Annotated in this window: 14 protein-coding genes, 8 tRNA genes and 1 riboswitch; of the genes, 21 read left to right on the top strand and 1 reads right to left on the bottom strand. The window is 50.4% G+C overall.

What is annotated here, in order from left to right; genetic code table 11:
* The first annotated feature begins 464 nt into the window (after positions 1-464).
* The 4 genes from EKM83_RS01660 (at position 465) to EKM83_RS01645 (ending at position 3,028) form a co-directional block, all read left to right on the top strand.
* Positions 465-860: a hypothetical protein gene (locus tag EKM83_RS01660; RefSeq protein WP_125574904.1), complete on the top strand. Its 396-nt coding sequence runs from the start codon at positions 465-467 to the stop codon at positions 858-860.
* Positions 861-1,028: 168 nt separating this feature from the next.
* Positions 1,029-1,784 carry a threonine/serine exporter family protein gene (locus EKM83_RS01655; protein ID WP_125574903.1) on the top strand — a complete coding sequence of 252 codons (756 nt, stop codon included), beginning with the start codon at positions 1,029-1,031 and terminating at the stop codon, positions 1,782-1,784.
* 16 nt (positions 1,785-1,800) lie between these two features.
* The gene (locus EKM83_RS01650; protein WP_125574902.1) at positions 1,801-2,256 is read left to right on the top strand and encodes a threonine/serine exporter family protein; all 456 of its coding nucleotides are present in this window, start codon (positions 1,801-1,803) and stop codon (positions 2,254-2,256) included.
* Positions 2,257-2,359: 103 nt separating this feature from the next.
* Positions 2,360-3,028 (top strand): phosphatase PAP2 family protein, encoded by a 669-nt coding sequence (locus EKM83_RS01645; protein WP_125574901.1) that lies wholly within the window; start codon positions 2,360-2,362, stop codon positions 3,026-3,028.
* Between the two features lie 613 nt (positions 3,029-3,641).
* Here the strand turns inward: EKM83_RS01645 and EKM83_RS01640 are convergent.
* A complete protein-coding gene (locus tag EKM83_RS01640; protein WP_125574900.1) occupies positions 3,642-4,436 on the bottom strand; it encodes an alpha/beta hydrolase in 795 nt (264 codons plus the stop codon).
* Positions 4,437-4,585: 149 nt separating this feature from the next.
* On the opposite strand from EKM83_RS01640, the gene EKM83_RS01635 reads away from it, so the two are divergent.
* The 17 genes from EKM83_RS01635 to rpoC all read left to right on the top strand — a co-directional run bounded on the left by EKM83_RS01635 (position 4,586) and on the right by rpoC (position 23,520).
* Positions 4,586-5,131, top strand: coding sequence for a GNAT family N-acetyltransferase (locus EKM83_RS01635; protein WP_125574899.1), 546 nt, complete (start codon positions 4,586-4,588; stop codon positions 5,129-5,131).
* Between the two features lie 59 nt (positions 5,132-5,190).
* Positions 5,191-5,372, top strand: a riboswitch (Lysine riboswitch).
* Positions 5,373-5,490: 118 nt separating this feature from the next.
* The gene (locus tag EKM83_RS01630) at positions 5,491-6,999 is read left to right on the top strand and encodes an amino acid permease (protein ID WP_191987390.1); all 1,509 of its coding nucleotides are present in this window, start codon (positions 5,491-5,493) and stop codon (positions 6,997-6,999) included.
* Between the two features lie 274 nt (positions 7,000-7,273).
* On the top strand, positions 7,274-7,906 hold the full coding sequence (locus EKM83_RS01625; RefSeq protein ID WP_125574898.1) for a deoxynucleoside kinase: 633 nt from the start codon (positions 7,274-7,276) through the stop codon (positions 7,904-7,906).
* Positions 7,907-8,580: 674 nt separating this feature from the next.
* Positions 8,581-9,852 (top strand): serine--tRNA ligase, encoded by a 1,272-nt coding sequence (gene serS / locus EKM83_RS01620; protein WP_125574897.1) that lies wholly within the window; start codon positions 8,581-8,583, stop codon positions 9,850-9,852.
* Between the two features lie 1,174 nt (positions 9,853-11,026).
* Positions 11,027-11,099, top strand: a tRNA-Val gene (locus EKM83_RS01615).
* A gap of 38 nt (positions 11,100-11,137) precedes the next feature.
* A tRNA-Leu gene (locus tag EKM83_RS01610) sits at positions 11,138-11,219 on the top strand.
* Between the two features lie 35 nt (positions 11,220-11,254).
* Positions 11,255-11,327: transfer RNA gene (locus EKM83_RS01605), tRNA-Thr, on the top strand.
* A 27-nt stretch (positions 11,328-11,354) separates the two neighbouring features.
* Positions 11,355-11,426, top strand: a tRNA-Gly gene (locus EKM83_RS01600).
* Positions 11,427-11,437: 11 nt separating this feature from the next.
* Positions 11,438-11,523, top strand: a tRNA-Leu gene (locus EKM83_RS01595).
* A gap of 20 nt (positions 11,524-11,543) precedes the next feature.
* Positions 11,544-11,617, top strand: a tRNA-Arg gene (locus tag EKM83_RS01590).
* A gap of 35 nt (positions 11,618-11,652) precedes the next feature.
* Positions 11,653-11,726 (top strand) — tRNA-Pro (locus tag EKM83_RS01585).
* A gap of 29 nt (positions 11,727-11,755) precedes the next feature.
* Positions 11,756-11,829: transfer RNA gene (locus EKM83_RS01580), tRNA-Pro, on the top strand.
* A gap of 200 nt (positions 11,830-12,029) precedes the next feature.
* Positions 12,030-12,497, top strand: a complete 468-nt coding sequence (locus tag EKM83_RS01575; protein WP_125574896.1) for a CtsR family transcriptional regulator — start codon at positions 12,030-12,032, stop codon at positions 12,495-12,497.
* A 17-nt stretch (positions 12,498-12,514) separates the two neighbouring features.
* Complete coding sequence (locus tag EKM83_RS01570; protein WP_125574895.1) at positions 12,515-15,013, top strand: ATP-dependent Clp protease ATP-binding subunit; 2,499 nt, start codon at positions 12,515-12,517, stop codon at positions 15,011-15,013.
* Between the two features lie 384 nt (positions 15,014-15,397).
* A complete protein-coding gene (locus EKM83_RS01565; protein ID WP_125574894.1) occupies positions 15,398-16,003 on the top strand; it encodes a TetR/AcrR family transcriptional regulator in 606 nt (201 codons plus the stop codon).
* Positions 16,004-16,230: 227 nt separating this feature from the next.
* On the top strand, positions 16,231-19,851 hold the full coding sequence (gene rpoB, locus EKM83_RS01560) for a DNA-directed RNA polymerase subunit beta (RefSeq protein WP_164505560.1): 3,621 nt from the start codon (positions 16,231-16,233) through the stop codon (positions 19,849-19,851).
* Positions 19,852-19,872: 21 nt separating this feature from the next.
* Positions 19,873-23,520, top strand: coding sequence for a DNA-directed RNA polymerase subunit beta' (gene rpoC / locus EKM83_RS01555; protein WP_125574892.1), 3,648 nt, complete (start codon positions 19,873-19,875; stop codon positions 23,518-23,520).
* The last annotated feature ends 113 nt before the right edge of the window (positions 23,521-23,633 follow it).

The following is a 23,633-nucleotide window of genomic DNA, read 5'->3' as shown; positions in this document are numbered from 1 at the left end:
TAGTCGCTAGATTAGCCGATACCTGGGGTTAAACCGACTTTTGCTGGCAAACACTCTTGTAGCCGAGAGTCCGCCAAATATGGGTTCAGCCGTGGGAGTTGCCTTAGTGGCGCGGTTCATGCCGCTTAGGCAACTGGCGTCTTTGAGACGTGTTTTTCGGCTCAAAGCGAGGCCGAGACCGTTTTCCAGGCTCGGTCCGGTCCGCCCACCGCGTTCCAACCCATAGTTGGCGGACGGCAGGCGGCCAGTTCTCACTAGGATGCTATAAACGACTCATATTTACGCCATCAGTCGCGTGGTGACAGTACTTCTAGCTGATATTTATCTTTCAACCTTCAGTGAAATAAAACGAAAGTTAGTACACCAAGAGTTTGGGCGGTTTCGGCCAAACTCTTTTTTTAGGCAAAATTGGCTAACTCTAAGTAGTTTCGTGATATCATCAATAATGAAGGGAGTGGATAACTATGTTTCGACCAAAATTACTGACTGTGCTAGCGGTAGCGACACTTGGCGTCGGGGCCACAACGGTTTTACAGCAGCCACAACCGGCCGCTGCGAAACAAAACGTGCACCAGAAGATTCCCAAGGCTTACCGGGGAACCTGGCATTTGAAGCATTCGACAGGGCATTTGAAGAAAGGCCTTAAGCTTAAAATTGGGGCCCGGTCCTTCAAGAGCCATTTCGGTAGCTACCAGAAAAAACAACTGGGTGTACATATTGGCAAGAAGACGGTTTCGGTCTTTCAAATTGCGAAGGGCCAACAGGTCGGTGAATATAATGTGCTACGCAAGACCCATTACAAGAATAAACCAGCGTTGAAGTGGTCATTTGATACGGTCACGTCGTATTATGTTAAATGATCAGTTTAGAGTCCGAGACCTCGTGTCTTGGGCTTTTTAATTTGGGAGACGTGCGTGGCGGATGCGGTCAAATTTGAAAAGTTTTACGGAAAAAGCTGATTGCGTATTTCCCCAACCGGTGGCATGCCGTATAATGAGAAAAACACCTGTGAGAAGAGAGGGACCGGGATGAGTAGTCAAAAGAAGCGCGACCAGTTGATTCTTCATACCGCGCTAACCGCGGGGCGAATCATGATTGAGAACGGGTCGGAAATTGAACGGGTCGAGGACACGATGACGCGAATCGCCCGCAATGCTGGGGCCCAGACCAGTCAGCTCTTCGTGATGATTACGGGCATTCTCATGGCGATCAACGGCGAGGTGGGCGCGCAGATTGAACCCGTCAAGCGGCGGACCTTTGATTTGGAAAAAATTGCCGTGGTCAATGACTTATCGCGGCAGTTTGCGGACCGCAAAATTAATTTGCGGCAGTTTGCGGACCGGCTGGACCATTTGGACAGTGTCAGCCGCTACTTCCCGTTTTGGCTCCAACTGTTGGCGGCGGCCATGGTCAGTGGGCCGTTGGAAGTCGTCTTTCGGCACAATCTACCCGATTTTTGGATTACTTGTGTCGTGGGGATGCTGGGTTGGTGGGTCTACTATGTATTGAATAAATATATTCAGATTCGCTTCCTGTCTGAGTTTACTTCGGCGGCCGCGATTGGGCTCATGGCGGTTGTCTTCGTGCATTGGGGGCTGGGCAACAGCGTCGATGACATTATCATTGGTGGTGTGATGCCGCTGGTCCCGGGGGTACCCATCACCAATTCGGTGCGCGATATCTTGGCTGGCAACCTGGTCAGCGGGCCAGCACGGGGCGTTGAGGCCCTGGTCAGTGCGGCCGCGATCGGGTTTGGCATCGCCATGGTATTACAATTCTTATGAGTGAGGAGGCGGACTGATGTCGATTTTGGAATTTGTAATTGAAGTGGTAGGGACCTACGTGGCCACGATTGCCTTTGGGATTCTGATCAACATCCCCCGCCGGGCACTCAACGTCGGCGGCTGGATTGGTGTGTTGGGGTATGTCCTCTACCGTTTCACGGTCCTGTGGGGCGGCGGTTACGTGGTCGGCAACTTGTTAGGCGCCGTGGCCATCGGGGTCGCCTCGCTACAAGCGGCCAAAATTAAAAAGATGCCCATGATTCTCTTCAACATCCCGGCGATTGTGCCACTGGTGCCGGGCGGGCAAGCCTACCAAATGATCAAGAACTTCGCGTTAGGCCAGAACTCGACGGCCTTTGTCTTTTTACTACAGGTCGTTATGATCTCCGGGGCCATTGCCTTTGGCTTTCTGCTGTCAGAATTGGTCAACCGGATTCAACGGCGGTTCTGGCGACACCACAAGCGTTTATAAAAGTGTTAATACTGGCGGGAACGCTAGAAATTTAGCCCCGGGGTGGTATACTCATTGCTAGGGGTTTTCCCAGAATCGGGTATGACGAAAGGAATAGTTAACTATGATGTTATTTAATCGTGACCGTGACCGGCCGTGGAAATTTACCTTGGCAACGGCCTTGTTCTTGGTCGTGGCCATTTACATAAAAGCGCAGAACGCTTACGTGGAATTCTTGGATTCATCCATCGTCGACGTGATCCAAAAGAACCAGCCAGAGTGGAAAACACTGCTGTATCGGGGAGTGACCAGTCTGGCTGAGCCTAAGTTAGATATCATTTGGGTGCTGATCTTGGCCTTTCTGTTGTGGGGCTTCAAGTTCAAGATTCCTGCGCTGTGGTGTCTGGCGACCTTAGCTGGTGGGGATGTCATTGCGAGTTTGGTCAAGAGCCTGGTCAAACGGGCACGACCTTCGACCCACTTAGCCATTGATGATGGGTATAGTTTCCCCAGTGGCCACGTTTTCGGGACGTTCTTGCTGATTGCCATGATCTGGGTCATCTTGATTCCGATGATTGCGGCGGCTTGGAAGGCCTGGTTGGCCCGCATCCTGCTGATCGTCTGGCTCGGCTTGGTCATGATTTCACGGGTCTACTTAAACGCCCACTTCCCAACGGATACCATCGGCGCCGTCTTACTGGCATATCTGTGGTTACAGTTCGCCGAAGGGCTCTACATTCGCTTAGCGCCGGTCATGCAAAATTGGCCGCTACTCAAACGCTCAGAAATTTAGACTATGAGACAATCATCCGCTGGGATGGTTGTCTTTTTTTTGCCTGATACCTAAAATCTGAAAGACAAAAATCAGCTATAACCGGTGTGACCACGCGACTTTTCTCGTTCAATTAGTCGTCTACAGCTTCATAGTTCGAGCTGGTCGTCTACCGTCCGCCAACTATGGGTTGGAACGCGGTGGGCGGACGGGTCGAGCCAAAGGGCGGTCTCGACGCCTCGCTTTGAGCCGTAGTTCACATCTCAAAGACGCCAGTTGCCTAAGCGGCATGAATCACGCCACTAAGGCAACTCCCACGGCTGAATCCATATTTGACGGACTCTCGGCTACAGGAGTGTGTGCTAAGGACGATCGGCTTAGCCCCAGGTAACAGCTGATCTAGCCACTGATCTCTAACACAGTGTTGCTGATAATCTCTGGCTGACGCAGGCTTCTGGTTTCGCTAATTTTAGTGGGCACAATGCTGTCACTCCAGGCGTTAATGCATTAATTCGTTTTGAACCTTTAGGATGACACAAAAAATCCTTTCCCAAGACGAGAAAGGATTGACTGATTAACTAGAATTTTTGAAGCGTGCTTGACGAGACTGGACTAACCCAAGTCCCCGCTGGTGTTAATCCAGTTCGTGTAGCCATTCTTCGGCGAGGTCCATCCAGTGGGCCACGTGGGGCAGGTTGGTGCCTGGCTTCCAGGCCGTGACCTGATTGGCCAGGGCTAAGCCGTGTGGCCCCTGATGGAAGACGTGTAATTCGGTGTCCACGTGATTGGCAATCGACGCCTGCGCGTAGGCCAGGGCATTTTGAACGGGAACCAAGGGGTCTTCCGCCGTGACCCAAATGAAGGTAGCCACGTTGCGTGGAGTGACGCGCTGGTCGGCCGCAATCTGGTCGGGGTCATCCGTCCATTTAGCCAGCGTCTCGGCGTCAGTCGGGTAACCGGCGGCTGGGGTGATGACTGGGTAGCTGAGGATGACGGCGCGCGGTTTGATTTCGTAAGGCGTGGTGCCAGCCAGCTGGTTGAATTTGTCGTCATGCCACAGGTCGTTGAACAACGCGGTGATGTGGCCGCCGACGGAGAAGCCGGCCACGAAGATGTGGTCGGTGTCGATCAACCAAGCATTCGCGTTACGCCGCAACAGGGCGACACTCTTAGCCAGTTCCACAACTGGTGTGGGCAGTAGCGGTGTTTTTTCGCCGGCAAAGGTGTAGCGCAGGAAGAAGGCTTGGTAGCCACGGGCGGACCAGGCTAGGGCCAGATCTTCAGCTTGTTGTTCAGGGATGTGGGTGTAAGCGCCGCCCGGCACGATGATGATGGCCGGGTAAGTTCCCGTATCCGTTGCGGGTTGGCGTAAATAGGCTTGTAAGTAAGCTGGCGAGTTCGGGGCCAGTGGCAAAGTGATTGTTTTCAATTGCGAAACCTCCTGAAATAAGTCATGATAGGATTTAATGGTTTTGACTGCGGTGAGTTCGGCCTCAGCTTCGGTTGGGTCGGTGGCTCATCGCTGTATGGTTAAAGTATAACGCATTTAGCGCAGAACAGGAAAAGAGGGAACAGTGAATGGAGCGGATTATTGAAACGGCGCGGGTGCGGGTACGCCCTTTGACAGAAAGCGACTTACCAGGGTACCAGCGGCTATTGACCTTACCAGCAGTGGCGGCAGCAAACGGGTCACCGGCAGACGTGTCGACGGATCAGGTCAAACGGTGGCTAGCGGCCGACCGGCAAAGCCCGTTTGCCTTTAGCATTGAGGATAAGAGTACTCAGCGTTTTATGGGCACCATTTTATTTTACCGTCATCTGACGGCAGAGGGGCTCCCCAGCGATACGGCATATGACCTGGGGTATTTTCTCGACCCGCAGGACTGGGGCCAGGGCATCATGCCAGAAGCCATTGACGGGAGCCTCCAGTTAGTTCAACGGGCAAAGCAACAACCGCAGACCGTTTGGGCAACCTGTTTCGTGACCAATCATCAGTCTCAACGGGTGCTTGAAAAACTAGGATTCACAGTGGTTTTACCGCATTTTGTGGCCCCCGATATTGGGGGAAAAGCCGCCACACCTGAACGACTTTTCCGTTTAGATTTGCCTGCTCACAAAAATTAATGGGCATTTTCTGGGATTTGAACTTGCAATGTGAGTTGGTGATGGTATACTACAAAGTATCGAATAGAAGAGGCGCGACCAACAAGAGTCGCTTTCCGGAGATGGGTCACATCGCTGAAGGAAAGTTAAAGGGGCGGTCGCCGAAATCAACACGTGAGGACATAGCGTGGTGGTTGGGTCCTGGTTTAACAGATCAGGGACTGTCGCAGCCAAATATGGGTTGCGGGGCGCTTTCAACGATATTGACTTGGAATAATGAAACTTCCAATCTCTTTCGCGGGCTTTTCTGGCGAGGGAGATTTTTTTATTGGACTGGGTCGTTTCGAGGAAGTCCTTCTAATCAAGAAGGAGGAAACATTATGGAACAGAATATGACAAATGCAACAACCAGCGCGGCCTCAGATCAGGTCAAGCGGGGACTCAAGACGCGTCACGTATCCATGATCGCGTTAGGTGGCTGTATCGGGACTGGGTTATTCGTTGCCAGTGGGTCGGCTATCTCAACGGCCGGTCCTGGTGGGGCGTTAGCAGCTTACGTTGCCATGGGTTTGATGGTGTACTTCCTGATGACCAGCTTGGGTGAAATGGCGACGAACATGCCAATCTCTGGTTCGTTCGCGGCGTATTCGGCCAAGTATGTTGACCCAGCCTTAGGGTTTGCGATGGGCTGGAACTACTGGTTCAACTGGGCCATTACCGTGGCCGTTGATATTTCTACGGCGGCTTTGGTCATGAAGTTCTGGTTACCAGGGGTCCCAAGTTGGATTTGGAGTGCCGTGGCATTAGGGATTGTCTTCCTGATCAACGCCTTGGCCGTCCAAGCTTTCGGGGAAACCGAATTCTGGATGTCTCTGATCAAGGTCGTCACCATCTTCGTCTTCTTGGCAGTCGGCTTAATGACGATTGTTGGTATCATGGGTGGTCATGCGACTGGCTTAGAGAACTTCACCTACAAGAAGGCACCATTCGTCGGTGGCTTCCCAGCTATCCTGAGTGTCTTCGTGGTTGCCGGGTTCTCGTTCCAAGGAACTGAACTGGTCGGCATTACGGCCGGTGAATCCGAAGATCCTGCACACAGTGTTCCTAAGGCCATCAATTCTGTTTTCTGGCGAATCATTTTATTCTACATCTTAGCTATCTTTGTTATCGCCGCTGTCTTACCTTACACCAGTAAGGACCTGTTGGGTTCATCTGCCAGTGACATTGCCATCAGTCCCTTCACGTTGGTCTTCCAGCGTGCCGGCTTGGCCGCTGCCGCTAGTGTCATGAACGCGGTTATCTTGACGTCAGTCATTTCCGCTGCGAACTCTGGGATGTACGCTTCTACACGGATGCTGTACTCCTTATCCAAGGAAGGTTACGCACCCAAGCTGTTTGAACGGACTGGGAAGAACGGGATTCCTTATCCTGCCTTATTTGCAACGACCATCGTTGCTGCCTTGACCTTTATCAGTAGTATCGCCGGTCCCCAGATTTACATGTGGTTGGTGGCTGCTAGTGGGTTAACCGGCTTCATTGCTTGGTTCGGGATTGCCTTATCGCATTACCGGTTCCGTCGGGCATTTATCAAGCAGGGTCACAAGTTGTCTGAACTGAGCTACCATGCAAAGTGGTTCCCAGTTGGGCCAATCCTGGCGTTGTTCTTGTGTGTGGCTGTGATTGTTGGGCAAGACCCACAATCCTTCTTCTCCGGTAACTGGGAACAAGTTCTGGTCACTTACATCAGTGTGCCATTAGTCTTGATTCTCTACATCGGGTACAAGATCAAGAAGCACACGAAGCTGATTCCATTGAGCGAAGTCGATGTTTCCCCAGTGCACCGTGATGGCACGCTGAAGGAATTACACGAATCTACGCCAAACGATTAACAGAAATTAAGTGTGGGCACACGTAATTTTAAATAAAAATATCGCGGCGTCTAAGCTGGTGGTTGCCAGTTTAGGCGTCGTTTTGGTGTCAAGGAGTTTAAGAAAATGGCCACGACATATTGTCTTTTACCCGGGAGGTTGGTACAATATGTGGTGTTGAATTTTTGAACGTGGGTCAGTGGGCGCTAATGCCTGCTGTACCCGTTTTAGTTAGAGATAGGGAAACGCTGTGGCGGTGGTCACGGCCCCGTCGTTATTTAAAGGAGAAGATTGCATGCTTGTATTATCGGGAACTATTGGCGCCGGCAAAACGAGTTTAACCACGTTATTAGCCGAACACTTGAACAAACCAGCATTTTACGAATCAGTGGATGACAACAAGATTTTGCCACTATTCTACCAGAACCCGCAGAAGTATGCTTTCTTGTTACAAATTTACTTCTTAAACAAGCGGCTCGACAGCATCAAAGCTGCCAATGCCGACGATGAAAGTGTCTTAGATCGCTCAATCTTTGAGGATTCCTTGCTCTTTCATTTAAACGCTGACTTGGGCCGGGCAACGAGTACGGAAGTCGACATTTACGATTCCTTACTGGCTAACATGATGCAAGAACTGCCAGACGCGACCCACAAGAAGAACCCAGACTTATTGATCCACATCAACATTTCGTTTGAAACGATGTTGGAACGGATCAAGAAGCGGGGCCGGTCATACGAACAAATCGACCATGATCCAAGTTTGTACAAGTACTACCAAGAACTGGACCAACGCTACGTGGATTGGTACAACGCTTACGACAAGTCACCGAAGATGCAAATTGACGGCGACAAGCTGGACTTCGTGGAAGACCCAGCCGCTCGGCAACAAGTGCTGCACCTCATCGACGAAAAGATTGCTTCACTGTAAGCTTTTTTGGTGAGATATGTCCGCCTTGCCGTTGCGCGAAAGTTGTGCTGGAACGCTGTGGGCGGACCGGTCGAGCCAAAGTGCGGTCTCGCCCTCGCTTTGAGCCGAAGCCCGCGTCTCAAAGACGCCAGTTCCCTAACCGGCAAAGGTCGCCGCTAAGGAAACTCCCACGGCTGAGCACAACTTTCGCTTCACTCTCGGCTTACGGTAGCGCTTGCCGTAAATACTTGCTGGCAGTAACTGTGTGCGAGCTGGAAGTCTGCTTCTGGCTTACAGGCGGTCTCCACAGTAGGCAGAGGCCTTAGGAGCCATAGGCAACTGTTTTCGACCAGTGCAACGGTAAGGCGGATGGGAAAAGTGTGTCAGAACCATCACGCTAGCTGAAGTTAGCAATTGTTATCTGACAAGAAATGCGGTATGATGAGATTAATCAAAAACACGTTGTGCCTATTTAGTAGACGGCCAGAGAAGCGGGGGATGCTGCAAACCGCGACGTCGAAGATTCCAGCACATGAATTCGTGGGCGGGTAATGCCGCACGGTGCAAACCGTTATCATGTTCAAGGGTGTAACTGGGAAGCCAGCTACGAACTTGGGTGGTACCGCGAAGGCCTTCGTCCCATGTGACGGAGGCCTTTTTTGTATCATCCGCGAAAAAAGAGAGGAGCAAACAAGATGTTAGATTTAAAATTAATTCGTCAAGAACCAGATTTCATCAAAGAAAAATTAGCCACACGTGGGGTTGATCCTGCCGACATCGATAGCTTATTGGCACTGGATGCCAAGCGTCGGGAATTGATCGTAAAGAGTGAAACCATGAAGGCCCAACGGAACACGGTTTCTGATGAAATTTCTCAATTGAAGCGTAACAAGCAAGACGCCAATGACAAGATCACTGAGATGCGTCAGGTCAGTGGTGAGATCAAGGACATCGATGCTCAGTTGGACACGTTAAAGGCCCAGGTTCACGACGCTGCTGCCCATTTGCCAAATATTCCTAACGACAACGTCCCCGTTGGTTTGACGGAAGACGGCAGTGTGGAATTACGCCAGTGGGGTGAGAAGCCTAACATGGACTTCACGCCCAAGGCCCACTATGAATTGGGTGAAAACCTGGGGATTTTAGACTTTGAAGCAGGTGCCAAGGTTTCTGGTAGTCGTTACCTGTACTACTTGGGTCTCGGTGCCCGGTTGGAACGGGCCGTTTACAACTTCTTCTTGGATGAAAACACCAAGGCCGGCTTCAAGGAAGTCTTGCCGCCATACATCGTAAACGATGACTCCATGTACGGGACTGGCCAATTTCCTAAGTTCAAGGAAGACGTTTACCAATTACGCGATGAAGATATGACCTTGATTCCAACGGCTGAAGTGCCGCTGGTCAACTACTACCGCGACGAAGTGATTCCTGAAGAGGACCTGCCAGTCTGGTTCACCGCATTGACGCCTGCTTTCCGTTCTGAAGCCGGGAGTGCCGGCCGAGATACTCGCGGTCTGATTCGGTTACACCAATTCAACAAGGTCGAAATGGTGAAGTTCTGCAAGCCAGAAAACTCCTGGGATGAACTGGAAGCCTTGACGAAGCACGCTGAGAGCCTCTTACAGAAGCTGGGCTTGGCTTACCACGTGATTACCTTAACGACTAGCGACATGAGCTTTACAGCCGCTATGACGCATGATTTGGAAGTCTGGTTCCCAGAACAAAATACGTACCGGGAAATCTCCAGCTGCTCCAACACCACGGACTTCCAAGCACGGCGGGCTCACATCCAGTACCGTGATGACAACGGCAAGCTCCAATACGTTCACGCGCTGAACGGTTCTGGTTTAGCTGTTGGGCGGACGGTCGCAGCTATCTTGGAAAATTACCAAAACGCTGACGGTTCCGTAACGATTCCAGACGTCTTAGTACCTTACATGGGCGGCGTCACCAAGATCACGAAGTAGTTTCTAGTACCACCGGCGGAATTATCTGTGATTACTAGTGTCATGTAAAACTAACTTTAACCATGAGACTGGCAACAGTGTTTGTGGTTAGATAATCAGGGTCAGGGCAAATGTCCTGGCCTTTTTGTTTTGGGCTGAAGTTTGAAATCAGCATTTACGCAGTAACTCCCGGAATAAAAGTGTTCTGTCCACTAAAATTGGAGGGAACCAGAGCCTGCGACAGCCAGAGATTCCGCCTGCTATGGGGGACACCTCCAGCCCAAGAGCGGTCTTCCGGTTCGCTTTGAAGCCTGGCAAATCTCGCCAGTCTCCAGAGTCGCCCCACGCTGTAGGCTGAGAAAGGACCTCAGCCAACACCGTCGACACAGCTGGCTACATCCCTGACTGCCTCCGGCGGGTTGGTGATTATCAGCAAGATGGCGCTAGTTAAAGACTAGTTGTTAAATCAACCGCTAACTGGGGCTAAGCTACCCATTACTATCACACACACTCGTAGCCGGGAGTCCGCCAAATATGGGTTCAGCCGTGGGAGTTGTCTTAGCGGCGGGGTTCATGCCGCTTAGGCAACTGGCGTCTTTGAGACGCGATTTCCGGCTCAAAGCGAGGCCGAGACCGCTTCTCAGGCTCGGTCCGGTCCGCCCACCGCGTTCCAACCCATAGTTGGCGGACGGTAGGCGGCCAGTCCACACTACGAGGCGGTAAATGGCTGATTTTTACGCCATGAGTTGTGTGGTGACAATGCTTCTAGCTAGTTTTCATCTTTCAACCTTAGCCTAATAGGGATAGTCCAGCGGCTACCAAAGGAAATAGGGGGAATTGCAGAAAGAATCTTCGGTAAAAACTCATTTTTTTGAATATTTTTGTAATTTCTTATTGACGCGTCTGGGTCCTTCGTATAAAATAGTTTTTGTTGGTTAATTCCGACAGCCAAGTGAGGCTGGTACCGGAGTGGCCGCGTGTCATCGTGAATGATTAATTCAAATTAATTTGAAAAAAAGCTGGCTTTTTCTTCGCTAGTAGGTTAAAATATTATTTGTTGCCTATCGAGTAGTTATTCAGCTAACGAATATTTATTCAAAAAGATTTCAAGAAAGTTGTTGACATCATTTGCTCGGCATGGTAAATTATAATAGTTGTTTCAAACGAGGACATTGTTTCTTGCTTGAAAGTCCATGGAGGATTAGCTCAGTTGGGAGAGCGTCTGCCTTACAAGCAGAGGGTCACAGGTTCGAGCCCTGTATCCTCCATCGGGACCAAGGTCCCTGGCGGTTAGTTCGCCAACGTTGCAGGTGTGGCGGAACTGGCAGACGCGCTAGATTTAGGTTCTAGTGTCTTATGACGTGGGGGTTCGAGTCCCTTCACCTGCATAATTAAATATTGCAAAATATTTTAAAAATATTTTGCCGACTTAGCTCAGTTGGCAGAGCATCTCACTAGTAATGAGGAGGTCGGAGGTTCGAATCCTCTAGTCGGCATGGCTCCATTAATTTAATAGCCAATTTGCGGAAGTAGTTCAGTGGTAGAACATCACCTTGCCATGGTGGGGGTCGCGGGTTCGAATCCCGTCTTCCGCTTTTGCCCTTTTGCCGGGGTGGCGGAATTGGCAGACGCACAGGACTTAAAATCCTGCGGTCAGTGATGACCGTACCGGTTCGATCCCGGTCCTCGGCATTTAACTTAATAATAATTATGCACCCATAGCGCAACTGGATAGAGTGTCTGACTACGAATCAGAAGGTTGTAGGTTCGACTCCTACTGGGTGCATTTTTGTTGCTTATGTTTGCCGCATAAGCACTTTTCGGGAAGTAGCTCAGCTTGGTAGAGCACCTGGTTTGGGACCAGGGGGTCGCAGGTTCGAATCCTGTCTTCCCGATTAACTGACGCAACGTCAGCGGGCTATTTCGGGAAGTAGCTCAGCTTGGTAGAGCACCACGTTCGGGACGTGGGGGTCGCAAGTTCAAATCTTGTCTTCCCGATTTTTTTATCCCGAATTTACATAAAAATTGTTTGTCGGTCGACTCCTTACTAATCGTTTGGAAGTCGGCCGTTTTTTTGTTATGCTTATCTTCCAGGACTTCTAGTGCGGATTGCGGTCTAATCCGTTGCATTTTTATGGAAAGTTCGTATAATATTAGTCAACATTAGTCAGAAGAACTGCACCGAAGGGGGGACGATAATGGAGAATCAAAATATTTCAGATATTATTGAGTCTTACCTCAAGCAGATTTTGGCTGAGTCTCAGCAGGTGGAAATCCGGCGCGCGGAAATCGCTGATCAATTCAACGTGGTACCTTCCCAGATCAATTACGTAATCAAGACCCGTTTTACGATTCAAGACGGTTATGTCGTGGAGAGTAAACGTGGTGGTGGCGGGTACATTCGAATTGAAAAGGTCAAGTTGCTGGATAACTTGGATTTTATCGACTCGTTAGTTAGCGCGGTGGGTGATCACATTACCCGCCACGATGGCTTGGCCGTCGTGCGGAGCCTATTTGAGGCTGGTACCATTAATCGGCGTGAGGCCAATATCATTTTGGCTGCGATTGAAAAGGATGCCGTGCACACTGGCGACCGCCAGATTAGTGAGCGGGTCCGCGCCCAGATTCTGGTATCGATTTTAAACCACTTACGTTACGAGAGTTAAGAAAGTGAGGAGTTGCAATGGATAACCTATTTACACCGAGTGCTAAGAGCGTCCTTGTTTTGGCACAGGAACAAGCAAAATATTTCAAGCATCAAGCAGTCGGTACGGAACACTTGCTGCTAGCCCTCACCATTGAAAAGAACGGGATTGCCAACAAGGTTTTACAACAATTCTCCGTTAGCGACGATGATGTTCGCGAAGAAATCGAACGGTTCACGGGTTACGGGACCTTAGCTAATCTGGATAAGGATAGCTACCTGCCGTACTCACCGAAGGCAAAGTCAATGCTGGCTTTGGCGGGTGACGAAGCCAAGCGGTTAGGCGCAATGAAGATTGGGACCGAACACTTACTGTTAGCCTTACTCAGTGATGACACGATTTTATCGTCACGCATTCTGAAGAATTTAAATGTCGACTTGACCGATGCCCGCAAGGTTGTCTTGCGTAAGTTGGGGATTGCCGACACACCGAAGCGGCGTAATGCTGACCGTACGCGGCGCAATACGCCTCAAGGCGGCACGCCAACGCTGGACTCTTTGGCCCGTAACTTAACGGATGCAGCCAAGGAAGGTCGGATGGATCCGACGGTCGGGCGCGATAAGGAAGTTAAGCGCGTCATTCAAATCTTGAGTCGGCGGACCAAGAACAACCCAGTATTGATTGGGGAACCTGGTGTCGGGAAGACGGCGATTGCGGAAGGCTTAGCCCAACGCATCGTGGCCGGCAACGTGCCTGATGATATGAAGAACAAGCGGCTAATGATGCTCGATATGGGGTCATTGGTGGCTGGTACCAAGTATCGTGGTGAATTTGAAGATCGGCTGAAGAAGGTCATCGAAGAAATTTACAACGATGGTCAAGTCATTCTCTTCATTGATGAATTGCATACGTTGATTGGTGCCGGTGGCGCTGAGGGGGCCATTGATGCGTCTAACATTTTGAAGCCAGCTCTGGCGCGTGGTGAACTCCAAACCATTGGGGCTACGACTTTGGATGAATACCAAAAGTACATTGAATCCGATGCTGCTTTGGAACGGCGGTTTGCTACGGTTCAAGTCAATGAGCCAACGCCGGAAGAAGCCAAGGAAATCTTGAATGGCTTGCGGCCACGGTATGAGGACCATCACCACGTCAACATCACTGATGACGCGATTGACCAAGCCGTTAAGTTGTCAACCCGCTACATCAGTGACCGGTTCTTGCCTGACAAGGCCATCGACCTGATGGATGAAGCCTCAGCCAAGGTCCGTATCGACCAAATGGATAAGCCAACTGCCGCCTCCAAGCAAAACCAAGAACTCAAGGACTTGGCGGACGCTAAGGAAAAGGCGATTGAAGACCAAGACTTTGAACGGGCTGCCAAGCTGCGGACCGAAGAAATGGCCTTGCGTGAAAAGGTCGATGCCCGAGAAGCCAAGGCTGCTGCTAAGGCAGACACGGATGACCAACACTACAGTTTGAATGTCACTGGCGAAGACGTGGCCGATGTGGTGGCTGAATGGACCGGAGTACCGGTAACGCAGCTGAAGCAAACGGATGCGGATCGCTTAGTTAATTTGGAAAAGATCTTGCACGAACGGGTCATTGGCCAAGACGAAGCCGTTTCGGCGGTTGCACGGGCTATCCGGCGGGCACGGTCTGGCTTAAAGGATCCGAACCGGCCAATTGGGTCATTCATGTTCCTGGGGCCAACCGGTGTCGGGAAGACGGAATTAGCCAAGGCCTTAGCCGAAGCGATGTTTGGTTCTGAAGACAACATGATTCGTGTCGACATGAGCGAATACATGGAAAAGTACTCCACTAGCCGATTGATCGGGTCAGCCCCTGGTTACGTGGGCTACGACGAAGGTGGCCAATTGACCGAAAAGGTTCGGCAAAAGCCATACTCTGTGGTCCTCTTCGATGAAGTGGAAAAGGCTCACCCCGACGTCTTTAACATTTTGCTACAAGTCTTAGACGATGGGTACCTGACTGATTCCAAGGGACGCAAGGTCGACTTCCGGAATACCATCTTGATCATGACCTCTAACTTAGGGGCCACGAAGCTGCGGGATGAAAAGACGGTCGGCTTCGGGGCTGAAGACATGGCGGATAACTACAAAGCCATGGCAGCCACGATTCGTGAGACCTTGAAGCAATCGTTCCGGCCAGAATTCTTGAACCGAATCGATGAAACGGTCATCTTCCATTCCTTGAAGAAGCCAGAACTCCACGAAATCGTGAAGCTGATGGCTAAGCGCATCGTTAACCGGGTCGCAGAACAAAACATCAAGCTCAAGATTACGCCAGCGGCCGTCGATGCTGTCGCCAAGGCGGGCTTTGATCCTGAATACGGGGCGCGGCCAATTCGCCGGGCACTGCAAACGCAGGTCGAAGATAAGTTGAGCGAATCCCTGTTGAACGGTGAAATCAAGACGGGTGACCAAGTCACGATTGGCGCCACGAAGGGTGAGGTCACGGTCAACGTGAAATCTCCTGACGCCAAAGGGACACCGAAGACGGTTGCTAGTCACTAGTGATAGATTCTTGCTTAGCTTGAGAGCTTTGTCAGAATTGTGAGGTGGCCAAGCCATCTTTAATTGGCTACATGCTGAGCTGCCTAGCAAACTGCAGGCGGCCAGTCTAAACCATGTTATTTGGAAGTAACAGTTTTTAACAACACAACGAAGCGTCCAGAATCACTGCCAATCAGCAGTGGTCCCGGGCGCTTTTTTTTGCGAAAAGATTACGTTTGTGTGGAACCGCAACTTGGTCTAACAAGTGATAAGTGAGATATGGTAAACTAAAGTTACTAGTCGAGCTACTGTGCGCGATGGCGGGGCGTTTGCTGCTGGGTTGATTCGTTAAATGACTTAACCCACGAACCAGTCATCCCAGTAGGTCAGGAAAGGACGAAAGCTATGAAGAGAGAAGAACAGTTAAGCCACACGCACGCAGCGATTTTGCAGGCGGCCAGAGAGCAGTTCTTGGCACGGGGATACCAGGCAACGTCGACGCGAGAAATCGCCAAGGAAGTCGGCATTACCCAGCCAGCACTGTACCACCACTTCAGCGACAAGGAGGTCATCTTCCTGGAAGTGATCAAGAGCGTCGGTGAGGAGGTCCAGCAGGGCATCTTAGCCGTTAACGACCGGTTGGCCGCTACTGACCAGCCCGACCCAGTCGAAGCCTTAGCGGCGGTGACAGAGGTGCTGACGGGGGTCCATCCTCGTGACGTCTTCACGGTGATTCACAGTAGCTTCCGATTCCTGAAGCCGGAGAACAAGCGGCAACTGGGGATGGTCTTCATGCAAGACTACCTGGGACCACTGCAGAAATTCTTCGAGCTCGGCATCGTCACCTTGCAGCCAGGCTTATCGGCACAAGACGCGGCTTCATTTTACCTGACCAGTCTGAGCCCACTCTTTAACAGCTTCCATCATGTGGGCCCGGCCGACGCCTCGCAACATGACCAGACGCTGGCTTTGATTCGGTTGATCTTATTTGGGGTCGCCGTTAAAAAGTGAGTGTTCCTTATTGACATTTGCCAATAGATTTAGTACTATATCATTTGTATGCAACTGTGAACTGAAATTGAGCGCGCCGATCTATTGTCCGGTGGCGTTCGTTATAAGAAGCCAAAAGCAAGCTCCAAGTTTGTTTTTGGATTTTTTTTGCCAAAAAACCGGGCAAAACTGCATTTGTAACCAAAATGTAATATTCGGTTTGGCCAGTCACAGAATAAATAGGAGAGGTGAACAACTTGGCAGGACACTTAGTTAAATACGGGAAACACCGTACACGCCGTAGCTATTCGCGAATCAAGGAAGTTCTTGATTTACCTAACTTGATTGAAATTCAAACCAATTCCTACAACTGGTTCCTCGACGAAGGTTTACGCGATATGTTCGACGACATCATGCCAATCGAAGATTTTCAAGGAAACCTTTCGTTAGAGTTTGTTGATTATCAGTTACTGGAACCCAAATATACCGTGGATGAAGCACGGGAACACGATGCCAACTATTCGGCACCACTTCACGTTACTTTACGTTTAACCAACCACGAAACGGGCGAAATCAAATCGCAAGATGTCTTCTTCGGTGACTTCCCATTAATGACGGCCCAAGGGACCTTCATTATTAATGGGGCAGAACGGGTAATTGTTTCTCAATTAGTCCGCTCACCAGGGGTTTACTTCAATGAAGATACCGATAAGAATGGCCGGACCGTCTTTGGCGCAACGGTCATTCCTAACCGGGGTGCTTGGTTGGAATTTGAAACCGACGCCAAGAACATCTCCTACGTCCGGATTGACCGGACGCGGAAGATCCCAATGACCGAATTAGTTCGGGCCTTAGGATTTGGTTCTGACGATGAAATCTTAGATATCTTAGGTGACAACGAAAGTCTTTCGCGGACGTTGGAAAAGGATATCCACAAGAACACTGATGACTCCCGTGTCGAAGAGTCCTTAAAGGATATCTACGAACGCTTGCGGCCAGGTGAACCAAAGACGGCAGACTCTTCACGGAGCTTACTGACGGCACGGTTCTTTGATCCTAAGCGTTACGACATGGCGCCTGTCGGCCGTTACAAGACCAACAAGAAGCTGAGCTTGAAGACCCGTTTATTGGGCTTGACCTTGGCGGAAACGTTGGCTGACCCAGATACCGGTGAAATCATCGCGCAAAAGGGCACGGTCGTTGACAAGGACGTTATGAAGACGTTGGCACCATACTTGGATCAAGACGATTTCAAGATGGTCACTTTCCAACCTTCAGACGAAGCCGTTGTCACGGAACCACTGAAATTACAAATCATTAAAGTTGAATCTCCTGACGATCCAGAACAAGAAGTCCCAGTGATTGGGAACGGCAACATTGATATCAAGCTGAAGCACATTCGCCCAGCCGACATCATCGCTTCCATGAACTACTTCTTTGATCTGCAAATCGGCATTGGGAATACCGATGATATTGACCACTTGGGTAACCGGCGGATTCGTTCCGTGGGTGAACTCCTGCAAAACCAATTCCGGATCGGGTTATCCCGGATGGAACGGGTTGTGCGTGAACGGATGTCCATTCAAGATGCTGCGACGGTAACGCCACAACAATTGATCAACATTCGCCCAGTCGTGGCCTCCATCAAGGAATTCTTCGGGTCTTCTCAATTGTCACAATTCATGGATCAGACCAACCCGCTGGGTGAATTAACCCATAAGCGGCGGTTGTCTGCCCTTGGGCCTGGCGGGTTGACGCGTGACCGTGCCGGATATGAAGTCCGGGACGTGCACTACACCCACTACGGTCGGATGTGCCCAATTGAAACGCCTGAAGGTCCTAACATCGGGCTGATCAACAGTCTGTCCAGTTACGCCCGGGTCAACAAGTATGGCTTCATCGAAACGCCATACCGTCGTGTTTCCTGGGATACGCACAAGGTTACCGATAAGATCGATTACCTGACTGCTGACGAAGAAGATAACTACGTTGTGGCTCAAGCCAACACGCCGTTAAACGATGACGGTTCATTCGCAACGGATACCATCATGGCCCGTGACGAAGATAACAACATCGAAACTTCTGCTGACCGGATCGACTACATGGACGTTTCGCCTAAGCAAGTAGTTGCTGTGGCCACGGCATGTATTCCTTTCTTGGAAAACGATGACTCCAACCGGGCCTTGATGGGTGCCAACATGCAACGGCAAGCTGTGCCATTGCTAGACCCTCACGCCCCATTAGTTGGGACTGGTATCGAATACAAGGCGGCCCATGACTCTGGTGTTGCCTTGATCAGTCAACATGAAGGAACTGTTGAATACGTTGATGCACGGGAAATCCGGGTACGGCGTGACGATGGTGCCTTAGACACTTACAAGTTGATGAAGTTCCGCCGGTCAAACGGTGGGAAGAACTACAACCAACGGCCAATCGTTAAGGTCGGCGACCATGTCGACAACGATGAAATTTTGGCTGATGGTCCTTCCATGGAAAATGGGGAATTAGCCTTAGGGCAAAACCCATTAGTCGCCTTCATGACTTGGCAAGGGTACAACTTCGAAGATGCCATCGGGATCAACGAACGGTTGGTTCGCGATGACGTTTACACGTCGATTCATATTGAAGAATACGAATCAGAAGCACGTGATACGAAGCTGGGACCTGAAGAAATGACGCGTGAAATCCCTAACGTTGGGGAAGACGCCTTGAAGAACTTGGACGAAGACGGGATTATCCGGATTGGTGCTGAAGTTCAAGACGGCGACATTTTGGTTGGTAAGGTTACGCCTAAGGGTGTCACTGAATTATCTGCTGAAGAACGTCTGCTGCATGCCATCTTTGGTGAAAAGGCCCGTGAAGTACGGGATACTTCCCTGAAGGTGCCACATGGTGGTGGCGGGATCATCCAGGATGTTAAGATCTTCACTCGTGAAAACGGGGATGAATTATCACCTGGTGTCAACATGATGGTACGGGTCTACATCGCGCAAAAGCGGAAGATCCAAGTTGGGGACAAGATGTCTGGTCGTCACGGTAACAAGGGGACGGTTTCCGTCGTTATCCCTGAAGAAGATATGCCGTACATGCCAGATGGGACACCAATCGACATCATGCTGAGTCCAATGGGTGTGCCTTCCCGGATGAACATCGGGCAAGTGCTCGAATTGCATTTAGGGATGGCTGCTCGTAAATTAGGGATTCATGTCGCAACGCCTGTCTTTGATGGTGCCCGTGATACAGATATCGCCGACGCAATCAAGGAAGCTGGGATGGCTGCCGATGCCAAGACCGTCTTATACGATGGCCGGACCGGTGAACCATTCGACAAGCGGGTCGCTGTGGGTGTCATGAACTACCTGAAGTTGGCCCACATGGTCGACGACAAGATGCACGCCCGTTCCATTGGACCTTACTCACTGGTTACGCAACAACCCCTTGGTGGGAAAGCGCAATTTGGTGGTCAGCGTTTCGGTGAAATGGAAGTTTGGGCTTTGGAAGCTTACGGTGCCGCTTATACGTTGCAAGAAATCTTGACGTACAAGTCTGATGACGTGGTTGGCCGGGTTAAGACCTACGAAGCCATCGTCAAGGGCGATCCAATTCCAAAGCCTGGTGTGCCTGAATCATTCCGCGTGCTGGTTAAAGAATTACAATCCTTAGGGCTGGATATGAAGGTCTTAAACGGGAACAACGAAGAAATCGAACTCCGTGATATGGACGACGATGACGATGATGTTGTGAACGTGGATGCGTTGAGCAAGTATGCCCAACAACAAGAGGAACGTAAGGCTGCTGCGCAAAGTGATGATAGCAAGGCTGCATCAACGTCTACGAAAAATGAAAGTCAACCAAACACGCAAGACTAATTAATAAGGGAGGTCGCTTCTTTGGTCGATGTCAATAAGTTCGAAAGCATGCAGATCGGGCTGGCTTCACCTGATAAGATCCGTAGCTGGTCTTATGGGGAAGTCAAGAAGCCTGAAACCATCAACTACCGGACATTAAAGCCTGAAAAAGACGGGCTGTTCGACGAGCGGATTTTCGGTCCTACTAAGGACTGGGAATGTGCTTGTGGAAAATACAAGCGAATCCGTTACAAGGGTGTCGTTTGTGACCGTTGTGGGGTCGAAGTTACCCGTTCTAAGGTTCGTCGTGAACGGATGGGCCATATTGAACTGGCTGCTCCTGTTACTCACATCTGGTACTTCAAGGGGATTCCTAGCCGGATGGGCTTGGTCCTCGACATGAGCCCACGGGCTTTGGAAGAAATCATCTACTTTGCATCCTACGTAGTCTTAGATCCAGGTAACACGCCACTCGAAAAGAAGCAATTGCTTTCCGAACGCGATTACCGTGACAAGCTCGTGGAATACGGTAGTGACGCCTTCAAGGCTGAAATGGGTGCCGAAGCCATCAAGAAGTTGTTGATGGCCGTAGACCTAGATAAAGAAGTTGCAGAATTAAAGGAAGAATTGAAGGAAGCCACTGGCCAAAAGCGGACGCGTGCCGTTCGTCGTTTGGACATCTTGGAAGCCTTCGTCACTTCTGGTAACCGTCCGGAGTGGATGGTAATGGACGCAATTCCGGTCATTCCACCTGACTTACGGCCAATGGTACAACTCGAAGGTGGGCGTTTTGCAACGTCTGACTTGAACGACTTGTACCGGCGGGTTATCAACCGGAACAGCCGGTTGAAGCGGTTATTAGACCTGAACGCACCTGGAATCATCGTTCAAAACGAAAAGCGGATGCTCCAAGAAGCCGTTGACGCCTTGATCGATAACGGTCGTCGTGGCCGTCCAGTTGCTGGCCCAGGTAACCGGCCACTGAAGTCTCTTTCACACATGTTGAAAGGGAAGCAAGGTCGGTTCCGGCAAAACTTGTTAGGGAAGCGGGTTGACTACTCTGGTCGTTCCGTTATTGACGTTGGTCCTTCCCTCAAGTTCAACCAAATGGGTCTGCCAGTCCCAATGGCTTTGGAATTATTCCGGCCATTTATCATGAAGGAACTGGTTGCCCGGGGCTTAGCCTCCAACATTAAGAACGCCAAGCGCCAAATCGACCGTGAAGATGACGATGTCTTTAACGTTTTGGAAGACGTCATCAAGGAACACCCTGTTCTGTTGAACCGGGCCCCTACGCTTCACCGTTTGGGGATTCAAGCGTTCGAACCAGTCTTGGTTAGTGGTAAAGCGATGCGGTTGCACCCATTGGCTTGTGAAGCCTACAACGCCGATTTTGATGGGGACCAAATGGCCATCCACGTGCCGTTATCTGATGAAGCACAAGCGGAAGCTCGTTTGCTGATGTTAGCGGCTCACCATATCCTGGCACCTGCCAGTGGGAAGCCAGTTGTTGCGCCTTCTCAAGATATGGTTATCGGGAACTACTACCTGACGATGGAAGAAGCTAACCGTGAAGGGGAAGGTATGATCTTTACCGACCTCAACGAAGCTGTTCTGGCTTACCGGAACGGTTTGGTTCACTGGCACACGCGTGTTGGTGTTCAGGTTTCTTCAATGCCAGACAAGCCATTTACTGATGAACAACGTAGCAAGATCATGGTTACGACCGTTGGGAAGTTGATTTTCAACAACATCCTGCCAAAGTCGTTCCCATACTTGAACGAACCAACGAGCACGAACCTGAATGGCGCCGTTCCGGACAAGTACTTCTTGGAACCGGGCGAAGACATTCATGATTACCTGCAAAATGCCGAATTGATTGGGCCATTCAAGAAAGGCTTCTTGTCTGACATCATCGCGGCAGTTTACCAACAATACAAAGTGACCGCAACTTCCAAGCTGCTTGACCGGATCAAGGACTTAGGTTATGACGAATCAACTAAGTCTGGGTTAACGGTGGGGATGGTCGATGTTACCGACTTGAAAGAAAAGCCAGAAATCATTGACGCTGCCCACAAGCAGGTTGCGACGGTTACCAAGCAATTCCGGCGTGGTCTGATTACTGATCATGAACGTTACGAACGGGTCATTGGTATCTGGAACGATGCCAAGGATGATATTCAAAACGCCTTGATTCACAGTTTCGACCAACAGAACCCTATCTTTATGATGAGTGATTCTGGTGCCCGGGGGAACATTTCTAACTTTACGCAGCTGGCTGGGATGCGTGGTCTGATGGCCGCACCTAGTGGTGACATCATGGAGCTGCCAATCACGTCTAACTTCCGTGAAGGCCTGTCTGTGATGGAAATGTTCATTTCGACCCACGGTGCTCGTAAAGGGATGACCGATACGGCGCTGAAGACTGCCAACTCAGGTTACCTGACTCGGCGGCTGGTCGATGTTGCCCAAGATGTTATCATTCGGGAAAAGGATTGTGGGACTGACCGTGGTTTGAAGATTCGCGCCATCACTGATGGTAACGAAATGATCGAACCATTGTACGACCGGATCTTAGGGCGTTACACCCAAAAGACCGTCTACGATCCAAAGACTGGGGACGTCATCGTTCCTAAGAACCAAATGATCGTCGAAGACACTGCTCAACAAATCGTTGACGCTGGTGTTGAAGAAGTAACCATTCGTTCCGCCTTCACTTGCAACACTGAACATGGTGTTTGTGAACATTGTTACGGCCGGAACATGGCTACTGGTGACGAAGTCGAAGTTGGTGAAGCTGTCGGAACGGTTGCTGCGCAATCAATCGGTGAACCAGGGACTCAGCTGACCATGCGTAACTTCCATACCGGTGGTGTTGCCGGGAACGAAGATATTACCCAAGGGTTGCCTCGTGTTCAAGAATTATTTGAATCTCGGAACCCTAAAGGTAAAGCTGAGATCACTGAAGTTACTGGGACGGTTGAATCAATCGAAGAAAACCCAGCTGAACGGACCAAGGAAGTTACCATCAAGGGTGAAGCTGATACGCGGAGTTACACGTTACCAATCACGGCTCGGATGCGGGTCAGTGAAGGCGACTTTATCCACCGTGGTGGCGCTTTGAACTATGGGTCTGTTGATCCTAAGGAATTACTGCGGGTTCGCGATGTCTTGTCTACTGAAACTTACATCTTGGGTGAAGTGCAACGGGTTTACCGGATGCAAGGTGTGGCTATCAGTGATAAGCACGTGGAAATCATGGTTCGGCAAATGCTGCGGAAGGTCCGCATCATGGACCCAGGTGACACGGATGTGTTGCCAGGGACTTTGATGGATATTCAAGACTTCCGTCGGGCTAACTACCAAACGCTGATCGATGGGGGCATTGCTGCCACCGCTCGTCCAGTTATCTTGGGGATTACCAAGGCTGCCTTGGAAACCAACAGTTTCTTGTCAGCCGCATCCTTCCAGGAAACGACTCGTGTCTTGACCGATGCTGCTATTCGGGGCAAGAACGATCCACTGGTTGGTTTGAAGGAAAATGTCATTATTGGGAAGATCATTCCTGCCGGGACTGGGATGCCAGATTACCGTCAGATCAAGCCCAAAGAAGTTGGCGGTACGTCAACCGAAGGCGTTTATTCCATCAGCGACTTAGAAAAACAAATGCAAGAAGACTCACAGGCCTAGTGACAACTAGCTTGCTGGTCAGGGACTCGTCAGAGATGGCGGGTCCTTTTTCTATGCAACCATATTTGAGCTAAAGGTCGAAAGATGAAAATCAGCTAGAAACATTGTCACTA

It is taken from the genome of Levilactobacillus angrenensis (genome assembly GCF_003946085.1).
GTDB classification, from domain to species: Bacteria; Bacillota; Bacilli; order Lactobacillales; family Lactobacillaceae; genus Levilactobacillus; species Levilactobacillus angrenensis.
The sequence above is the reverse complement of the archived record's forward strand: the minus strand, read 5'-3'. Positions and strand labels throughout refer to the sequence as shown.

Bases quoted from the DNA above. Each gene is read 5' to 3' on its own strand.
- serS (WP_125574897.1), top strand. From the start codon at position 8,581: ATGTTAGATTTAAAATTAATTCGTCAAGAACCAGATTTCATCAAAGAA.
- EKM83_RS01655 (WP_125574903.1), top strand. From the start codon at position 1,029: ATGAGTAGTCAAAAGAAGCGCGACCAGTTGATTCTTCATACCGCGCTA.
- EKM83_RS01650 (WP_125574902.1), top strand. From the start codon at position 1,801: ATGTCGATTTTGGAATTTGTAATTGAAGTGGTAGGGACCTACGTGGCC.
- EKM83_RS01635 (WP_125574899.1), top strand. From the start codon at position 4,586: ATGGAGCGGATTATTGAAACGGCGCGGGTGCGGGTACGCCCTTTGACA.
- EKM83_RS01645 (WP_125574901.1), top strand. From the start codon at position 2,360: ATGATGTTATTTAATCGTGACCGTGACCGGCCGTGGAAATTTACCTTG.
- EKM83_RS01570 (WP_125574895.1), top strand. From the start codon at position 12,515: ATGGATAACCTATTTACACCGAGTGCTAAGAGCGTCCTTGTTTTGGCA.
- EKM83_RS01660 (WP_125574904.1), top strand. From the start codon at position 465: ATGTTTCGACCAAAATTACTGACTGTGCTAGCGGTAGCGACACTTGGC.
- EKM83_RS01630 (WP_191987390.1), top strand. From the start codon at position 5,491: ATGGAACAGAATATGACAAATGCAACAACCAGCGCGGCCTCAGATCAG.
- EKM83_RS01565 (WP_125574894.1), top strand. From the start codon at position 15,398: ATGAAGAGAGAAGAACAGTTAAGCCACACGCACGCAGCGATTTTGCAG.
- EKM83_RS01625 (WP_125574898.1), top strand. From the start codon at position 7,274: ATGCTTGTATTATCGGGAACTATTGGCGCCGGCAAAACGAGTTTAACC.
- EKM83_RS01575 (WP_125574896.1), top strand. From the start codon at position 12,030: ATGGAGAATCAAAATATTTCAGATATTATTGAGTCTTACCTCAAGCAG.